Here is a 16,452-nt window from a genome sequence, read left to right as displayed (position 1 = left end):
GAGGATCGCTCCGGCTTGGTTCAATCGGAGCTGAGCCGATGTTCAGCTTGAATGGCCACTCCTGCCCAGCACCCTCCTGAATCCCGTGGCACCGCTGCCCCCGCCGGCGCGGTGCGGCTGTTCGGCCGTTTCCAGCTGCTGCGCCTGCTCGGCAAGAGCGATCGCGGCATGCTGTGGCTCGCCGTGGATCCGCGCGACCAGCAGGAGGTGATGCTGGCCATGCCGCGCACCCAGCCTGGCGAAGCGAGCCATTCGTGGCAGCAGGCCGTGCGGCGCGGGGCGCGCCTGAATCACCCGAATCTGGCCCGGCCCCTCGACGTGGGCGAGCACGAACGCTGGCCGTATGTCGTCTACGAGCGCGGCAACGCGGTGACCTGGTCCGAACGGCTGGGTCCGCAAGGCCTGTCCGGTGCCGAGCTGGCCCATTGGGTCGCCCAGGCCGCGCAAGGCCTGGCCTTCGCGCACGAGGCGGGCGCCGCCCACCATGACCTGCAGCCCTGGTGGCTGCTGGTCGACGATGAACACCGGGTGCGCGTGATGGGGCTGGAAGTGGCCGCCGCGCCGCGCGCCTCGGTCACCCAGCCGGGCGGCCTCGACGAGCTGCGCGCGGTGCGCGACGCCGCAGGCCAGGACGTGCTGGCGCTGGGCCTGGTGGCCCACTGGTGCCTGGCCGGCCAGCCGGCGCTGGACGAGCCCGACGTCGGCAAGGTGATGGAGCGGATGCCTCCGCTGGGCAGCGAATTCGTCCGCCTGCCGTGGACGGTGCCGCGTCCGATCCCTGAGCCGCTGCGTGCCATCGTCAACCGGGCGACCGACCGCCAGGAGCGACACCGCTACCTCAATGCCCGCACCTTGCAACGGGCACTCGAAGGCTGGATCAAGACCAGCACCGAGCAGGACGGCGGCCCGCTGGCCCTGTTGCTGGATCGCCTGCGCCAGGTCGGCACGCTGCCGGCGCAGCCCGGCGCGGCCGACCGCGCGGCCCACATGGCCCTGATGGAAGGCGCCCGCACCAGCGACCTGGCCGACCTGGTGCTCGAGGACATCGCGCTCAGCTTCGAGCTGCTGCGCATGGTGAACAACGCCCAGGTGGGCGGCGATGGCCCGGTGCTGATGCTGCGCCGGGCGATCGCGATGGTCGGGCTCGATGGCGTGCGCCGCGCGGCCCTGTCGCTGCGCCGCTGGCCCGGCCCGATGAACGAGCAGGCGGCCGGGGAGATGGAGACCCTCATCCGCCGCGTCAAGCGCGCGGGCCGGGTCGCGACCCGCCTGGTGCCGGCTGGCTATGACGGCGAAGTCGTGTTCCTCGTCACCCTGCTGCAGAACCTGGGGCGGCTGCTGGTGCAGTACCACTTCCCCGAAGAGGCGGGCCAGATCCGCCGCCTGATGCAGCCGACCGTCGTGACGCTGCCGCAGAAGCACGCGTCGGCCCCGCCGGAGACCAAGGAAGAGCCCGGCATGAGCGCCGAAGCCGCCTCGTATGCAGTGCTGGGTGCCGACATGGAGGCGCTCGGCGCCTCTGTCGCACGCCACTGGGGCCTGGACGACTCGGTGCAGCAGATGATCCGCCGCATCGCGCCCTCGGCGCCGGTGCGCACGCCTGAATCCGACTCCGACATCCTGCGCGTCACCGCCACCTGTGCCAACGACCTGATCGACGCGATGACGCTGCCCGCGGCCCGCGCGACCAAGGCGCTCAACCTCGTGGTGCAGCGCTACGCTCGCCCGCTGGGCCTGACCGGCAAGGAGATCCAGGAGGCGTTGCAGGGCGAGGGCGCACGGCGGCAGGCGCCGGCCGAAGCCGCACCAGCCGATGGCCAGGCCCGGCCGGCCGCGTCGCCCAAGCGGCCGGCCGGGCCCTGGTCCGCGGCGCTTGAAGGGACTCTTTCATGAGCGTCGCTGCCGCTGCGCGAACCGCAGTGCAACGCGTCGGCCGTTTCGAGTTGCAGCGTGTGCTGGGCCGCGGCGCCCAGGCGACGGTCTGGCTCGGCTGGGATCCCAAGCTGCAGCGCGAAGTGGCCGTGAAGGTCATCCATGCGGATGCGAGCGCCGACGCGGTCAGCGAGTGGCTGACCGAGGCGCGCGCCACCAGCGCGCTCGCCCACCCGGGCATCGTGCCGGTCTACGAGGCGGACCAGGACGGCAAGGCCGTCTTCCTCGTCTTCGAGCGCGTCGACGGGCCGACCCTGGCCGAGAAGATCAAGGGCCTCGGGCCCATGCCGGCGCGCGAGGCGGCCGAGCTGATGCGCGAGGTGCTGGATGCGCTGGCCTTCGCCCATACCCGCGGCGTGGTTCATCGCGACCTGAAGCCGACCAACATCCTCGTCGGCAGCGACGGCCGGGCGCGGGTGATGGACTTCGGCATCGCCGCCAAGCTGGCGGAGGCGCACGACGGCCGAATCGTCGGCACGCCGGGCTACATCTCGCCCGAGGCGGCCGCTGGCCAGCGCGCCACGCCGGCGATGGACGTCTTCTCGGCCGGCATGATGTTCGGCCAACTGCTCCTGGGCGGCCATCTGCGGCCGATTCCGTCGACGGCCGAAGCGGCCTTGCGCGAGGCGATCGAGCTGGACGTGGTCTGGCCCGCCGGCAAGGTGGCCGTGGACGACAAGCTGCGCAGCATGGTCATGCGCGCCACCGCCCGGGCGCCCGAAGCGCGCTTCGCGAGCGCGGCGGAGTTCCGGGATGCGCTGGCCCGCTGGCTCACGCCGCCCGATGCGGCCCCGCAACCGGGTGGCCACGGGACGCTCGAGTTCCTCCTGCGCCGCATGCGCCTGCATGGCGACTTCCCTGCGCTGTCCGATTCGATCACCCGCATCCAGAAAGTCACCGCGTCCGAGAACGAGAGCCTGCAGGCGCTGTCGTCCGAGATCCTGAAGGACGTGGCGCTCACCCAGAAGCTGCTGCGCCTGGTCAACACCGCGCATTTCCGCCACGTCGGCGCCGGCGAGATCAGCACCGTCTCGCGAGCCACCGCGCTGATCGGCTTCGCCGGCATCCGCAACATGGCGCTGTCGGTCGTGCTGCTGGAGCACATGAAGGACCAGACCCATGCCCTGCGCATGAAGGAGCTGTTCCTGCAGGCCCTGCTGACCGGCACGCTGGTCGACCAGCTCTCGCCGCCCTCGCGCGAGCGGGAGGAGGCCTTCCTCGGCGGCATGATGAGCCACCTGGGGCGCATGCTGGCCGAGTACTACTTCCCCGAAGAGGCGGTGCAAGTGCGCCAGCGCATCGCCTCCAGCGGCCTGCGGCAGTCGAGCGCCGAGGCGCCCAGCGAGACACGCGCCTCGGCCGACGTGCTGGGCCTGAGCTACGAGGACCTGGGCCTGGGCGTGGCGCAGTCCTGGGGTTTGCCGGACAGCCTGCGCAAGGTGATGAGCCTGCCCACCGAGGACGTCCCCGGCCGCCTGATCGAAGCGCCCACCGAGCGGATGCGCTGGCGTGTTCGCGCGTCGGCCGAGATGGTGCAGCTGCTGATGGAAGCGGATCCTTCCCAGGCGGATTCCCGTGTGCTGGCGCTGGGCGAGCGCTACGCCCGCGCGCTGGGCTTGCGGCCCGAGGATTTCGGCGCCGCGCTGAAGCTGGCAAGGGTCCATCTTTCCGAGATGGCGGCGACCCTGAAGATCGAGCCGCCGGCCAAGGCGCCGGCGCGCCGCCTGCTGGCCACCTTGCAGCCCGTCGCACCGGTGCCGGCTGCGTCCGCTGCAGTTGCTTCCGCCCCGCTTGCGGCGGCGCAGGGCGATGCCGACACCTTGGTCCTGACGCCGCAGACGCCGAGCCACGAGCAGGCCGAGGCCATGCTTTCGGCCGGCATCGCGGAGGTGACCAGCTCGATGGCGGCCGACAGCTTCAAGCTCAACGAAGTGCTGCAGGTCATCCTGGGCACCATCCACAAGGGCATAGGCTTCGACCGGGTCGTTTTCTGCCTGCGCGATCCGAAGTCCGGCCTGCTCACCGGGCGCATCGGTCTGGGCGACGGCGCAGAAGCCTTGGCCAAGCGCTTCTGCATCGATGCCCGCGGCCCGCAGGCGGCCGACCTCTTCGCGGCCGCATGCCTCAAGGGTGCGGACACGATGATCGCGGACGCCCGCAGCGCCAGCCTCGCGCCCCGGCTGCCGGCCTGGTACCGCGGCGCGCCGGCGCTGAGCTTTCTGCTGCTGCCACTGATGCTCAAGAGCGCCTCGTTCGCGCTCATTTATGCCGACCGTACGGGCACCGCCATCGACTTCGGCGAACGCGAGCTTTCCCTGCTGCGAACGCTGCGCAACCAGGCGGTGATGGCCTTCAAGTCCGCTTGAATGGAGCCCCCACGCCCCCTACCGGGGGCTGCCCCCCGAGGGGGCTCGCGCAGCGGACCGGCGAAGCCGGATCCGCGCACGCCCTGGGAGTGGCCGGCGCTGCGCGCGGCCGTCGAGAAAGGCTGGGCCTGCGAAGGCTGAAGAGCTGAAGCGACAATCGCGGGCTGCATGGCTGAACTGACCCTGGAACCGGCCGCGCCCCGTCTGCGCGATCAACACGACTACTTGCGCCTGCTCGTGGCGCGCATCGCCGGAACGGCGGCCCAGCAGATGCTGATGGTCGCGCTGGGATGGCAGGTCTACGAACTCACCGCCAGCGCCTGGGCGCTCGGCCTCGTCGGGCTCGCGCAGTTCCTGCCGGCCTTGCTCTTCACGCTTCCGGCCGGTCACCTGGTGGACCGGCACGACCGTCGCCTGATGCTGGCCGCCAGCCTGGGCCTGCAGGCGCTGGTGGCGGCGGTCCTGGCATGGGGCAGCGGCGGTGGCTGGGTCGATGCGCGGTGGATCCTCGCCACGTCGGTGCTGATGGGCATGGCGCGGGCGGTGCAGATGCCTTCGGTGCAGGCGCTGACGCCCTCGCTGGTGCCGGCGGTGCTGCTGCCTCGTGCAGTGGCAGCCAGCAGCTCGGTGATGCAGGGGGCCATCGTGATCGGCCCGGCGCTGGGCGGGGCCCTGTATGGCTGGGCGTCCTCGCATCGCGAAGTGCTTCCGGGCGCACAGCCGGGCGCCGTAGTTGTCTACGGCACTTCACTGGTGCTGCTGTTGTCGGCCATCGCCGGCGCGCTGATGCTGCGGCATCGCTCGACCCACGCGCGCACCGCCGCCGCGAGCTGGGAGAGCGTCACGGCGGGCCTGCGCTTCATCTGGCGGCGCAAGGTGATGCTGGGCGCCATCTCGCTCGACCTGTTCGCGGTGCTGCTGGGCGGCGCCACCGCGCTGTTGCCGATCTTTGCGCGCGACATCCTGAAGATCGGCCCCGAAGGCATGGGCCTGTTGCGGGCCGCGCCTGCGGCGGGCGCGGTGGTGGTGGGCCTCTTGCTCGCCCGGCGCGGCATAGAGCGCCATGCAGGCGCCTGGCTGCTGGGGGCCGTGGCCGTGTTCGGCCTGGCCACCATTGGCTTCGGCCTGGCCCGCTCAGCGGCATTCGCCTTCGTCATGCTGGCCGTCTCGGGTGCGGCCGACATGTTCAGCGTGGTCATCCGCCAATCGCTGGTGCAGCTGGAGACGCCCGAGGACATGCGCGGCCGCGTCGGCGCGGTCAACTCCGTCTTCATCGGCGCGAGCAACCAGCTGGGCGAGTTCGAATCGGGGGTCACCGCCGCATTGCTTGGGCCGGTGGGCTCGGTGCTGCTGGGCGGTTTCGGCACCTTGGCCGTGGTGGCCTTGTGGTGGAAGCTGTTCCCCGATCTCGCCCGGCGCGACCGCCTGCGCCCGAGCTGAAGAACCCCGGATCTCGAGGCTGGGCGGCCAGCGCAAGGCCGCTCCCAAGCGGCCGCGCACCGTCTCGGAGGGTGGTGGCGGTACTCCGCCACCGGGTGTCTCGGTTTCGCGGCCAGCGCAGGGCCGCTCCCAAGCGGCCGGCACCCTCTCGGAGGGTGGTGGCGGTACTCCGCCACCGGGTGTCTCGGTTTCGCGGCCAGCGCAGGGCCGCTCCCAAGCGGCCGCGCACCCTCTCGGAGGGTGGTGGCGGTACTCCGCCACCGGGTGTCTCAGTTCGCCAGGAAACCATGGGCGACCCAGTTCGAGTCGAACCAGTAGCCCACCACGTCGCCCTGGTCGTTGATCGTCTCGGCCTGCACGTAGATGGCGCCCATGCTGTCCGGCAGGTCGAAAGGCGTGTAGCGGCCGTGGCGGCGGATGAAGTTGTGGGCGAAGCCGTCGGCGTCGAACCACGCGCCCAGGACCTGCCGCCGGTTGTTCATCGAGATGAAGAACGTCTGCTCGGGGGGCGAATCCGGCGCGGTGTGCAGCGTGAAACGGCCGTCCGGGTACTGGATGTAGCCGTAGCCCGTGGTGCCTTCGGTCCTGACGAACTCGCCCACGATCTGGCCTGAGTCGTTGATCGACAACGGGATTGTCTGCAGGCCGTCGGGCAAGTCGGCGTTCTCGAAAGTGCCGTTGCGGTTGACGTAGGCGTGATCGGCGCCAGCGGCGTCGCGGTACAGGCCGATGAACTGGCCGCGGTCGTTCAGGCCGTAGACCTGGGTGCCGAAGGCGCCGGGCATGTCTATCGTTCGCACCGCGCCGCCGGGGTGAAGGATGAACCCGTGGCGCATGCCTGCATCGTCGAGGTACACCCCGCCGATCTGGCCTAGGCCGTTGGTGGTGAAGGCCCAGCTTTCCTTCGCGTGGCCGACGGGGCCATCCGGATCGAGCAGCTTGATGCTGCCGCCTTGCCCGTGCACGGCGTGGTGCGCGCCGGTGACGGCATCCTTCATGGCGCCGACGTAATGGCCGCGCACGTTGATCGCGTAGAGCGCGGTATTGGCTGCACCGGGGTAGTCGATGGCCCGATAGCGGTACGTGGTGTCGGCTTCGGCCGCAGAAACGGCCGGGGCGGCCGCGAGGAGGGCGGTGGCGGCCAGCACCGGGGCGAAGAGCCCGCGCAAGAGGGTAAGCATGCGGATCTCCTGGGTTGAAGAGAGGGCGCCAGTCTCTGGAACCGCCGCTTTGCCTGTGCGGCCCGGGGACGAATGCCGCCGTGCCGGGACCAACGCCCGTTGCCGCGCCACCAGCCGGTTGCGGCGGGCTCGTCGCCTGTGCGAAGCTGCGGGCGTCGCCGAAGTCCTGCTCTTGAAGTCCGCATTCCGCCACCTCGCCCCCCAGTTCCTCCTCGTTGCCGGCCTGTGGACGCTGATCGCGTTGTGCACCGGGCTGGCGGACTTGGCCTGGCTGCAACTGGCCGGGCGGCCGACGCCGGTGATCGAGGTGCTGAAGCGCCCGCTGATCGAGCACTGGATCTGGGCCACGCTCACACCGGTGGTGTTTGCGCTGGCGCACCGTGTGCCGCTCACCGGCCCGAATCGCTGGCGGGCGTTCGGCCTGCACATGCTGTTCTTCGTGGCCCTGTCGATGGTTCACTGCGTGGTCGCGCAGGCCATCGGCAGCCCGCTCGCGCTCGTGCCGAAGCAGTTCGCCGGCTCGCCGCTGGTGCTGCGCTTTCTCGAGGAGTTCTATTCCGACCTGTGGATGTACTGGCCGCTGGTCGGCGTGAAGGCCCTGATCGACGCTCACACGGCGGAGCGGGAGCGTGCCCTGCAGGCCAGCCGGCTGGGCCAGCTCATGGCCGACCTGCAGCTGTCCGTGTTGCGGGCGCAGATCCAGCCGCACTTCCTGTTCAACACGCTGCACGCCGTGTCCGCCCTGATGCGCGTGGATCCCCGCGCCGCGGAGGACATGGTGTCCGACCTGGCCGAGGTGCTGCGAGCCTCGTTCGAGGATCCGGCGGCCCATGAGACCACCTTGCGGCGCGAGCTGGCGGTGGTGGATTGCTACCTGCGCATCCAGCAGCGGCGCTTGGGCGAGCGCTTGACGCTGGTGCAGTCCATAGATCCCGACGCGCTGGATGCCGCCGTGCCCACGCTCGTGCTGCAGTCGCTGGTCGAGAACGCGGTGGTGCACGGCATAGCACCGGTGAACCGGCCGGGGCGGCTCGAGATCACCGCACGGAGGGAGGCCGCCGAGCTGCTGCTCGCTGTCCAGGACGATGGCTCGGGCCTGCCGGAGGCGCCGCGGCCGGGGGTCGGTCTGGCGAATGCGAAGAAGCGGCTGCGCCAGCTCTACGGCGACGCGCACAGCTTCGAGCTCGATGGGCGGGCCGGGGCGGGAACGCGGGTCACCTTGCGAATGCCCTTTCGCGCTGTCACGTGAGCCATGAAGATCCGCACCCTCATCGTCGACGACGAACCGCTCGCCCGCCTGAACCTCGCGACGCTGCTGGCCGAGGAGGACGATTTCGAGATCGTCGGTGAATGCGCGGATGCAGCCAGCGCTGCCGGGGCCATTGCCGCGCAAGCGCCGCAGCTGCTCTTCCTCGACGTTCAGATGCCGGGCGCCGATGGCTTCGGACTGCTGCAGTCCGTGCGCGCCGCTGCACAGGACTCGGTGGCCGCCATGGCCGTGGTCTTCGTCACCGCGCATGCGCAGTTCGCCCTGCGCGCCTTCGATGCCCAGGCGCTGGACTACCTGCTGAAGCCTTTCCGCCGCGAGCGCTTCGAGGCCACGCTGGACAGGGTTAGGCAGTTCCTCGGTTCACGGGCCGCCGAGCTGACCTTGATCGAGGTGCCGCCGCCGCTGGCGATCGAGCCCGATCGCATGGTGGTCAAGAGCGGCCACCAGCTGGTGTTCGTGCCGTTCGACGAGCTGGAGCTGATCCGCGCTGCGGCGAACTACGTCACCCTGCACTTCGGCAGCAACGAGGTGCTGGATGTGAGGGAGAGGATAGGCGTGCTCGCGCAGCAGTTGCCGGCGACGCGATTCCTTCGCATCCATCGCTCCTACATCGTCAACCTGGCGCAACTGCGCTCGCTCTATCCCGTGGGCGGCGGCGAGTACATGGCCACGCTGCGCAATGGGCGGGAGCTGCCGGTGGGGCCGAGTTATCCGGCGGCGATCAGGCGTGCGCTGGCGGCGGCTCGCATCCCGAGATTTGGCGGGGCAGGCGGGTGGTAGCGATCAGTTGGTGATCTGGCCGTGGCGCTGCTTGCGCGCGGCGGTGTAGGCCCACCAGGGCTTGGGCGCGGCGCCTTCCATGAAATCGACGATGGCCATGAAGGTGTCGAGCACGCAGGGATCCTGCCTGTGGCCGGTGGCGTGCTCGAGTGCGCGGTACAGCGCGAAGGCGTCACGCCCGCGCAGCTCTGCCGGGTGCTGGATGCCCAGCAGGCGCAGGTCACCGGCCATGGCCGGGCCGACGTTCGGCAACTGCTCCAGCACCGCGCATTCGTCGGCGCAGGCGGCCTTGGGAGCCTTGATGGGGCGTACGGGCGATGCGGCGCGAGCCATGGCAACGTTCGCTCAGAACACCATGTGCTGCCGCACCAGGCCGACGGCCACGCCCTCGATGGCGAACTCGCATTGGCCGGGCGCGATGACGATGGGCTGGAAATCGGGGTTCTCGGGCAGCAGCTCGATCGTGTGGCGCGTGCGATGCAGGCGCTTGACCGTGACCTCGTCGTCCAGCCTCGCCACGACGATCTGGCCGTTGCGGGCTTCTGCCGTCTTCTGCACCGCGAGCAGGTCGCCGTCCATGATGCCGGCGTCGCGCATGCTCATGCCCTTGACCTTGAGCAGGTAGTCGGGACGCCGCGGGAAAAGGCTCGCCTCGAGCAGGTAGGTCTGGTCGATGTTTTCCTGGGCGAGGATGGGGTTGCCGGCGGCCACGCGCCCGACCAACGGCAAGGTCAGCTGGGCCAGGCTTGGCAGGGGCAGCGAGAATTGCTTGCCGCGGGCCTCGTTCAGGGCCCGCAGCGTGTTGGACTGCAGGCGAATGCCGCGAGAGGTGCCACCGACCAGCTCGATCACGCCCTTGCGGGCCAGGGCCTGCAGGTGCTCCTCGGCGGCATTGGGTGAGCGAAAACCGAGTTCTGCCGCGATCTCGGCCCGGGTGGGGGGGGCGCCGGTGCGCTCGATGGTGGTTTGCACCAGGTCGAGAATCTGCTGCTGGCGGGCGGTGAGCTTCGGGCTTTCAATCATGGCGGCGGGCCTACCGGGCAAGCGGTACGGCTGAGTTTGCATCCAGTATCTGTATTTTTATCCAGACATCGTTGAAATGCAAAACAAATCACAGCAGGCGGCGGGCACGGTCGTGATCCTGGGAACCGGCGGCACCATTGCCGGCTCCGGCGACGACGTCGGCTACACGGCGGGGCAAATGAGCGTGCAGGCCCTGGTGGGGGCCGTGCCAGCACTGGCCGGGCGCCAGCTCGAGGCCGAGCAGGTGGCCCAGGTCGACAGCAAGGACATGAGCCACGCCATCTGGCAGCGGCTGGCGCAGCGGCTGGCGCACCACCTCGCGCGTGAAGAGGTGGCCGGCGTGGTCGTGACCCACGGCACCGACACGCTGGAAGAGACGGCTTGGTTCCTGCAGCGGGTGCTGGCCCCGGCCAAGCCGGTCGTGCTGACAGCCGCCATGCGCCCGGCGACCTCGCTGCAGGCCGACGGCCCGCAGAACCTGCTGGACGCGGTGACGCTCGCTGCCTGGCCGGGCGCACAGGGTGTGGTGGCCGTGCTGCAGGGCCGCGTCCACGGCCCGGCCGAGGTGCGCAAGCGCCAGCCCTTCGCCCTGGATGCATTCGAATCCGGCGAGGACGGCCCGCTGGCGGTGGTGCAGGAAGGGCAGGTCAGAGCGCTGCGCTCCTGGCCCTCGGGCGAGGCGCTCGGCCTGGAGCGGATCGCGGCCGATGCCGGCACGTGGCCGCGGGTCGACATCGTGGTGAGCCATGCCGGCGCGGACGGCGTCGTGGTGGAGGCGCTGGTGGCCGCCGGTGCCCGCGGGCTCGTGGTCGAGGGCACCGGGAACGGCACCGTGCACGCGTCGCTGCTCGCGGCCCTGGCGCGGGCGCGGGCGGCTGGCCTGCCGGTGCTCAGGGCGAGCCGATGCTCGGGCGGAGCGATCGTCGGCTCGCCCGAAGGGGCCTTGCCTACGGCTGGTGTCCTCACGCCGGCCAAGGCGCGGGTGGAACTGCTGCTGCAGCTGCTATTGCCGCCTTCTTCTTGAACCGCTGCGGGCCACTCCGACGACGTTGAGGGGACGCCAGCGCGCAGAGCCGACTCTTGAGGTGCACCATGAAAAAAGCCCCTCGGGTGGACAAACCCGAGGAGCTTCGCGATGAACGGTGACGGCTTGGTGCCGTCTCCCCCCGCTCAGACGACGGTCAGCGACACGTCGATGTTGCCGCGGGTCGCGTTCGAGTACGGGCACACCTGGTGCGCGGCGGCGACCAGCGCCTCGGCGGCGGCCTTTTCCATTCCGGGCACGGTGATGCGCATGGCGACCTGGATGCCGAAGCCGGCCGGGATGGGGCCGATGCCCACGTCGGCGCTGATCGACACGTCGGCCGGCAGCGAGATCTTCTGCTTGGCCGCCACGGCCTTCATCGCGCCGATGAAGCAGGCCGAGTAGCCGGCAGCGAAGAGCTGCTCGGGGTTCGTGCCCGCGCCGCCGTCACCGCCCAGTTCCTTCGGCGTGCTGAGCGTCAGCGACAGGCGGCCGTCGTCGGTCTTGGAGGTGCCGGTGCGGCCACCGGTGGAGGTGGCGTGGGCGGTGTAGAGGACCTTTTCGAGAGCCATGTTGTCTTCCTTTGGGTGATTGAAGGGATAGGTCAGGCCGCGGCCTGGGTGAGGTTGTCACGCAGGGACTTCAGGCGTTGCGTGAGGGAGGAAACTTCGTCGAGCTGGCAATCGGTTGCGCAGAGGATCTGCTGCGGGATGCTGCTCGCGCGGGCCTTCATCGAGCGGCCGGCCGGCGTGAGCTGGATCAGCACGCGGCGCTCGTCAACCGCATCGCGCAGGCGCTGCACCAGGCCGGCGGCTTCCAGCCGCTTGAGCAGGGGCGTGAGCGTGCCGGAATCCAGGGTCAGCCGGTCTCCGATCGCGCTGACGGCTTGGCTGTCCTCCTCCCACAGCACCAGCATCACCAGGTACTGTGGATAGGTCAGGCCCAGCGGCGCCAGCAGCGGCTTGTAGAGCTTGGTCATGGCCAGCGAGGCCGAATACAGGCCGAAGCACAACTGCATGTCCAGCGCCAGCCAGTTGGCAGCGGGCTTGGAGGGGCTGGGGGTCTTCGCCATGGGCAGAAGTATTGCGCACAATTTAAATGCGCACAATTAATAGGGGAATGAGATCCGACTGCGCCGCCTGGCGGTGGCGGTCAGATGTCGAGGGTGTAGACGACGGCCGCGGCGCGTTCCGCGGCACTGTGGCCTTCGAGCGCGCGATCCCATTCGTGGCCGGTGGCACCGCTGCCGGGTTTCAGGCGCTGGGTCATCACGGCGACTTCCTCGGAGCCGGCGTCGAACTCGCCGGCCGCTTCGCGTGTGTCGGTGAACAGCCTGGCGATGGTGCTGCCGCCTGCATCGATCAGCAGCAGGTAGCGAGCCGGTTTGCGATGGGCATTCGCCGGTTGCTTGCCGTGAGCCTCCATGCCAAAGCCATTGTTCATGGCTCGATGATGCCACGCTCCCACGAGCCGACACGGGCGGATACACCGTTCAAGTCCGGTTTCGCCGCGGCGCACATCCCTATCACAACGTGCAGGGGCTGACTGCCGCCCCGGATTGACATGGCACAACATCAGGCGTAAATCTCCCTTACCGCGCTGCCAACCTACGGCGTCCGCGCGGGTGAGGAGGCCGTATGCGTAGACGCCTGTACGTGGTGTTGCCTGACGTGGCCAGCGCACGCCAGACTGCCAATGACCTGTTGCTGGCCCGGATCGAGGACCGGCACATGCACTTCCTGGGGCGGCGCGACATGTCGCTCGAAGACCTGCACGAAGCCAGCTTTCTGCAGAAGACCGATGTGCGCCACGCCGCCTTCTTGGGTGCGGGCATCGGCGTGATCGGGGGTGCGGCTGTCGGTGTGTTCCTCAAGGTCAGCCAGCTGGGCGACATCAACTTCGATGTGGGCACGGTGATGCTGTGCACCCTGGGCGGACTGGTGCTTGGCGCCTGGATGTCCACGCTGATCGGCGTGTCCACGCCCAGCACCAGCCTGAAGACCTTCGAGAAGGACATCGAGGACGGCAAGATCCTGCTGATGGTCGACGTGCCCCACGGCCGCGTGGAGGAGATCCAGGACCTGCTCCACAAGCGCCATCCCGAGGCCGCAGACCGCGGTGTCGACCTGACGATGCCGGCCTTCCCGTAAGCCTTTCCACTCCCGCGTTTCCAGCTGTCCCGCTTGTAGCCGCCGCCCTGTAGGACGGCGGCTACAGGCTTGCGCGCGGGCGTCTGGTAGCCCCGCCCGAGCGGCATCTTCACGATGGAGCCAGCATGTGCCCCGGCTCCGACAGAGCGTCTGTCTCGGTGGAGGGATGGTGGCCCATGCCATTCCCTCAACAACGGAGAAGGCGATGCACACCACCATCAAGGCAACGGTCGCACTCGCGGCCGCCATCGTGGCGGCCCAGGCGAGTGCCGAGATCACGTTCTATCAACGCGAAGGTTTTGCAGGCCGTGCGTTCACGACCTACGAGACCATCGTCAACCTCGACCGCTACGGCTTGAACGACAAGGCGTCCTCGGTGGTCGTTGAAGGGCAACGCTACGAGGTCTGCGAGCACGAGCGCTTCCAGGGGCGCTGCGTGATCCTGCGGCCGGGCAGCTACGCATCGCTGGGGGCCATGGGGTTGAACAACATGGTCAGCTCGGTGCGCCCGATTCCGTGGAATGTGCGGGTCGAGCCGCACCGCTTCGCGCCCGAGCCGCAGCTCGTGGTGAGGGAGCCCGAGCGCTGGCGCCGTCGTGACGGCGAACGCCTGTTCGAGGTAGCTGTGGTCGACGTGCGGGCCGTGATGGGGCCGCCGGAGCAGCGCTGCTGGGTCGAGCGTGAACGGGTGGCGACGGACCAGCCCAACGTCGGCGGCGCCGTGGTCGGCGCCCTGATCGGCGGCGTCATCGGCCACCAGATCGGAGCCGGCTCGGGGCGTGACCTGGCCACCGCAGGCGGCGCGGTCGCGGGCGCTGTCATCGGCTCGAATGTCGACAACGGGCCGGACTACAGCACGACGAAGGTGCAGCGCTGCACTTCGGGCCGCGAGCGCGAGCGGCCGCAGTACTGGGACGTGGTCTACGTCTTCCGCGGCACCGAGCACCACATGCAGATGACGCAGCCGCCGGCGCCGGGGACCATGATCACCGTCAACGAGAACGGCGAGCCCCGGATGAGCTGAGCGCGCATGCGCTAAGCGCGCTGGAGTGGAGATCGCCCGGTCAACTGCCGGGCGATCGCGCTTTTCAAGGGCCCGATTCCGCTCGCCAAGCGCAGCACGGCGCCACGGGCCAGGCGGGCGGGCGCGCGGTCGTCGGTGAACAGGCGAACGATGGCGTTGGTGCCGAGGTAGATGGGCAGCGTCACCCGTCGATGTTCCGCCGCCCAACGCTCGAGGACAGCCGTATCGCCAAGGTCGCGCCCAGTCGCGTGTGAGGCTTTCAACGCTGCGGCCAGGCGCTCGATGCCATACAGCCCAAAGTTGTAGCCATGCGCCGTGACGGGGTGCATGCCCACCGCGGCATCACCCACCAGGGCAAAACGCGGATCCGCAAAGCGTTGGGCATAGGTCGCCACCAAGGGATAGGCGTGGCGCCGTCCGGCCACTTTCATCCCGCCCAGCCGGTGTGCGAACTGATCGGCCAGGCGTGCGGCAAACGCTTGCTCGCCCAACGAGAGCCAACCGGGCGCTTCGTCGCTGCGAACTGTCAGCACCGCTGACGATTGGCGACCGGCCATAGGCAGCATCGCCAAGGTGTTGCCATAGCGAAAGCATTCGTGGGCGACGCCTTCGTGCTCGCGCTCGTGCGCCATTCGACAAACGATCGCGGTGCGACCGAAGTCGAGCATGCGGGCGCCCATGCCCGCGAGCCGGCGGAGGGCGGAAAAGCGGCTGTCAGCGGCCACGACCAGACGGGCGCGATGACGCGTGGTGCCCGGCCCTTGCGGGCCGTTCGTTTCCACCCATGCGCTATCGCGGTCTCGCCCGAAGGCGACGGCGCAAGCGTCGCCCTGCAGGCGTATTTCGGGCACCCGGGTAGCCAGCGCGTGGCACGCCGCGCGGATGTGGTGGTTCGGCACCAGCCATCCCAGGGCCTCGTGGCCTTCGCTGGCCGCACTGAAGGGCAACACCCAAGGGGACGTGCCATCAACCACCTGAGCCTGGCGCAACGGCGCGATTTCCGCGGCGGGCAGTCCCTGCCACAGGCCCAGCGATTCGAGGACGTGGCGCGCGCGGTGGGTGAGGGCGATGTCGCGGCCGTCCTCCGGCGGGTCGGCCAGGCTGGCCAGTGGGGCCTGCTCGAGCACGGTGCTGGCGATGCCCGCCTGCGCGAGCGCAATGGCGAGGGCCAGGCCGGCGGGGCCGGCGCCGACGATGAGCACGTCGGCGATGGAGGTATCAGGGCTGGAAGTCTTCACGCGGGACAGTGTCTCCACCGCCCCGGCGCTCGGGCTTGACCCGAATCAGAGCTTGCTCAGATGCGCGTGCTGCGCATCACCTGAAGGCAGCCGATGGCGCACAGCAGGAACAGCGCGAGGCTCCACATCGCGTACGGGATGCCCAGCAGGTTCACGGCCGCCTCGGCGCACGAGGCCGTCGGAGCGAAGACCGAAGGCGCCAGGTCGAACAGGCCCAGCGCCTTCTGGATGCGGTCGGCCAGCGTGAGATTGCAGCTGTCGCTCTTGGCCGCCACGAACTGCTGCCACAACGCACTCGCCATGCCCGACATCGCGAACAGCAGCCCGCCGAGGGCGAGCACCTGACGCACGCCCTTGGACCGGATGAGCAGGCCGAGCAGCGCGAAGCTGCCGACGATCAGGAAGATCAACCGCTGCAGCGTGCACCAAGGGCAGGGCTGCATGTCGAACCGGTACTGCGAGATCAGCGCCGCTCCGACGGCGCCGAAACAGGCCAGGGCGATGAGCGCCAGCAGCGTGGCCGGACGGCGAAGCAGACCCATGCGATCAGCCCTCGATTTCGGCGATCAGCTCGATCTCCACGCAGGCGCCGAGCGGGATCTGCGCGACGCCGAAGGCACTGCGGGCGTGTGCGCCGACCTGCGGGCCGAACACTTCGCCCAGCAGCTCCGAGCAGCCGTTGGTCACGAGGTGCTGCTCAGTGAAGCTGGACGTGGAGTTCACCAGGCTCATCACCTTGACGATGCGTGTCACACGGTCCAGATCGCCGCAGGCCGCTTTCAGCGTGCCCATCAGGTCGATGGCGACGGCGCGCGCCGCGGCCTTGCCTTCTTCGGTCGTCATCGTCAGGCCCAGCTGGCCGACCCAGGGCTTGCCGTCCTTCTTGGCGATGTGGCCGGACAGGAAGACGAGCCGGCCGGTCTGCACGAAGGGGACATACGCCGCGGCGGGGATCGCCACCGGCGGCAGTTCGATACCGAGGGCCTTCAGGCGTGCGGCGATGGACATGGCTTCTCCAGCGAAA

General features: G+C 69.6%; 17 protein-coding genes. 8 read left to right on the top strand and 9 right to left on the bottom strand.

Annotated features, from left to right (window positions below):
* Positions 1-51: 51 nt before the first annotated feature.
* The 3 genes from ACS5PM_RS02500 to ACS5PM_RS02490 all read left to right on the top strand — a co-directional run bounded on the left by ACS5PM_RS02500 (position 52) and on the right by ACS5PM_RS02490 (position 5,738).
* Entirely contained in the window at positions 52-1,893 is a 1,842-nt protein-coding gene (locus ACS5PM_RS02500; protein ID WP_439385069.1) for a serine/threonine protein kinase, read from the top strand.
* Positions 1,890-4,298 carry a protein kinase domain-containing protein gene (locus ACS5PM_RS02495; protein ID WP_439385067.1) on the top strand — a complete coding sequence of 803 codons (2,409 nt, stop codon included), beginning with the start codon at positions 1,890-1,892 and terminating at the stop codon, positions 4,296-4,298. The genes ACS5PM_RS02500 and ACS5PM_RS02495 overlap by 4 nt, the downstream gene beginning before the upstream one ends.
* A gap of 168 nt (positions 4,299-4,466) precedes the next feature.
* Complete coding sequence (locus tag ACS5PM_RS02490) at positions 4,467-5,738, top strand: MFS transporter (protein WP_439385065.1); 1,272 nt, start codon at positions 4,467-4,469, stop codon at positions 5,736-5,738.
* A gap of 269 nt (positions 5,739-6,007) precedes the next feature.
* Here the strand turns inward: ACS5PM_RS02490 and ACS5PM_RS02485 are convergent, their stop codons facing one another.
* On the bottom strand, positions 6,008-6,919 hold the full coding sequence (locus tag ACS5PM_RS02485) for a hypothetical protein (protein ID WP_439385063.1): 912 nt from the start codon (positions 6,917-6,919) through the stop codon (positions 6,008-6,010).
* A 172-nt stretch (positions 6,920-7,091) separates the two neighbouring features.
* Here ACS5PM_RS02485 and ACS5PM_RS02480 point away from each other — a divergent pair, with 172 nt between their 5' ends.
* Together ACS5PM_RS02480 and ACS5PM_RS02475 are read left to right on the top strand one after the other, a co-directional pair.
* Positions 7,092-8,168 carry a sensor histidine kinase gene (locus tag ACS5PM_RS02480; RefSeq protein ID WP_439385061.1) on the top strand — a complete coding sequence of 359 codons (1,077 nt, stop codon included), beginning with the start codon at positions 7,092-7,094 and terminating at the stop codon, positions 8,166-8,168.
* Between the two features lie 3 nt (positions 8,169-8,171).
* A complete protein-coding gene (locus ACS5PM_RS02475) occupies positions 8,172-8,969 on the top strand; it encodes a LytR/AlgR family response regulator transcription factor (RefSeq protein WP_439385059.1) in 798 nt (265 codons plus the stop codon).
* Between the two features lie 3 nt (positions 8,970-8,972).
* Here ACS5PM_RS02475 and ACS5PM_RS02470 read toward each other — a convergent pair whose 3' ends face one another.
* Together ACS5PM_RS02470 and lexA are read right to left on the bottom strand one after the other, a co-directional pair.
* Positions 8,973-9,302, bottom strand: a complete 330-nt coding sequence (locus ACS5PM_RS02470) for a helix-hairpin-helix domain-containing protein (protein ID WP_439385058.1) — start codon at positions 9,300-9,302, stop codon at positions 8,973-8,975.
* Positions 9,303-9,314: 12 nt separating this feature from the next.
* Positions 9,315-9,992: a transcriptional repressor LexA gene (gene lexA, locus ACS5PM_RS02465; RefSeq protein ID WP_439385056.1), complete on the bottom strand. Its 678-nt coding sequence runs from the start codon at positions 9,990-9,992 to the stop codon at positions 9,315-9,317.
* Positions 9,993-10,068: 76 nt separating this feature from the next.
* On the opposite strand from lexA, the gene ACS5PM_RS02460 reads away from it, so the two are divergent.
* On the top strand, positions 10,069-11,016 hold the full coding sequence (locus ACS5PM_RS02460; RefSeq protein ID WP_439385054.1) for an asparaginase: 948 nt from the start codon (positions 10,069-10,071) through the stop codon (positions 11,014-11,016).
* A 146-nt stretch (positions 11,017-11,162) separates the two neighbouring features.
* On the opposite strand, the gene ACS5PM_RS02455 is transcribed toward ACS5PM_RS02460, so the two are convergent.
* From ACS5PM_RS02455 to ACS5PM_RS02445, 3 genes are all read right to left on the bottom strand, one after another.
* On the bottom strand, positions 11,163-11,588 hold the full coding sequence (locus ACS5PM_RS02455; RefSeq protein WP_439385052.1) for an organic hydroperoxide resistance protein: 426 nt from the start codon (positions 11,586-11,588) through the stop codon (positions 11,163-11,165).
* Between the two features lie 32 nt (positions 11,589-11,620).
* Positions 11,621-12,088, bottom strand: coding sequence for a MarR family winged helix-turn-helix transcriptional regulator (locus ACS5PM_RS02450; RefSeq protein WP_439385050.1), 468 nt, complete (start codon positions 12,086-12,088; stop codon positions 11,621-11,623).
* An 80-nt stretch (positions 12,089-12,168) separates the two neighbouring features.
* On the bottom strand, positions 12,169-12,459 hold the full coding sequence (locus ACS5PM_RS02445) for a hypothetical protein (RefSeq protein ID WP_439385048.1): 291 nt from the start codon (positions 12,457-12,459) through the stop codon (positions 12,169-12,171).
* 194 nt (positions 12,460-12,653) lie between these two features.
* Between ACS5PM_RS02445 and ACS5PM_RS02440 the strand changes: the two genes are divergently transcribed.
* Complete coding sequence (locus ACS5PM_RS02440; protein ID WP_439385046.1) at positions 12,654-13,166, top strand: DUF1269 domain-containing protein; 513 nt, start codon at positions 12,654-12,656, stop codon at positions 13,164-13,166.
* Positions 13,167-13,371: 205 nt separating this feature from the next.
* A complete protein-coding gene (locus ACS5PM_RS02435; RefSeq protein ID WP_439385044.1) occupies positions 13,372-14,190 on the top strand; it encodes a beta/gamma crystallin-related protein in 819 nt (272 codons plus the stop codon).
* 11 nt (positions 14,191-14,201) lie between these two features.
* Here ACS5PM_RS02435 and ubiM read toward each other — a convergent pair whose 3' ends face one another.
* Genes ubiM through ACS5PM_RS02420 form a run of 3 tightly spaced genes read right to left on the bottom strand, consistent with a single transcriptional unit; the run spans position 14,202 to position 16,436 of the window.
* On the bottom strand, positions 14,202-15,428 hold the full coding sequence (gene ubiM / locus ACS5PM_RS02430) for a 5-demethoxyubiquinol-8 5-hydroxylase UbiM (RefSeq protein WP_439385042.1): 1,227 nt from the start codon (positions 15,426-15,428) through the stop codon (positions 14,202-14,204).
* Between the two features lie 56 nt (positions 15,429-15,484).
* On the bottom strand, positions 15,485-15,970 hold the full coding sequence (locus tag ACS5PM_RS02425) for a disulfide bond formation protein B (RefSeq protein ID WP_439385040.1): 486 nt from the start codon (positions 15,968-15,970) through the stop codon (positions 15,485-15,487).
* A gap of 4 nt (positions 15,971-15,974) precedes the next feature.
* Positions 15,975-16,436: a RidA family protein gene (locus tag ACS5PM_RS02420; protein WP_439385038.1), complete on the bottom strand. Its 462-nt coding sequence runs from the start codon at positions 16,434-16,436 to the stop codon at positions 15,975-15,977.
* Between the last annotated feature and the right edge of the window lie 16 nt (positions 16,437-16,452).

The organism is Ideonella flava (genome assembly GCF_051857595.1).
GTDB lineage: Bacteria > Pseudomonadota > Gammaproteobacteria > Burkholderiales > Burkholderiaceae_C > Ideonella.
Note: the sequence above shows the minus strand (reverse complement) of the source record. Positions and strands in the feature narration are given on the sequence as shown.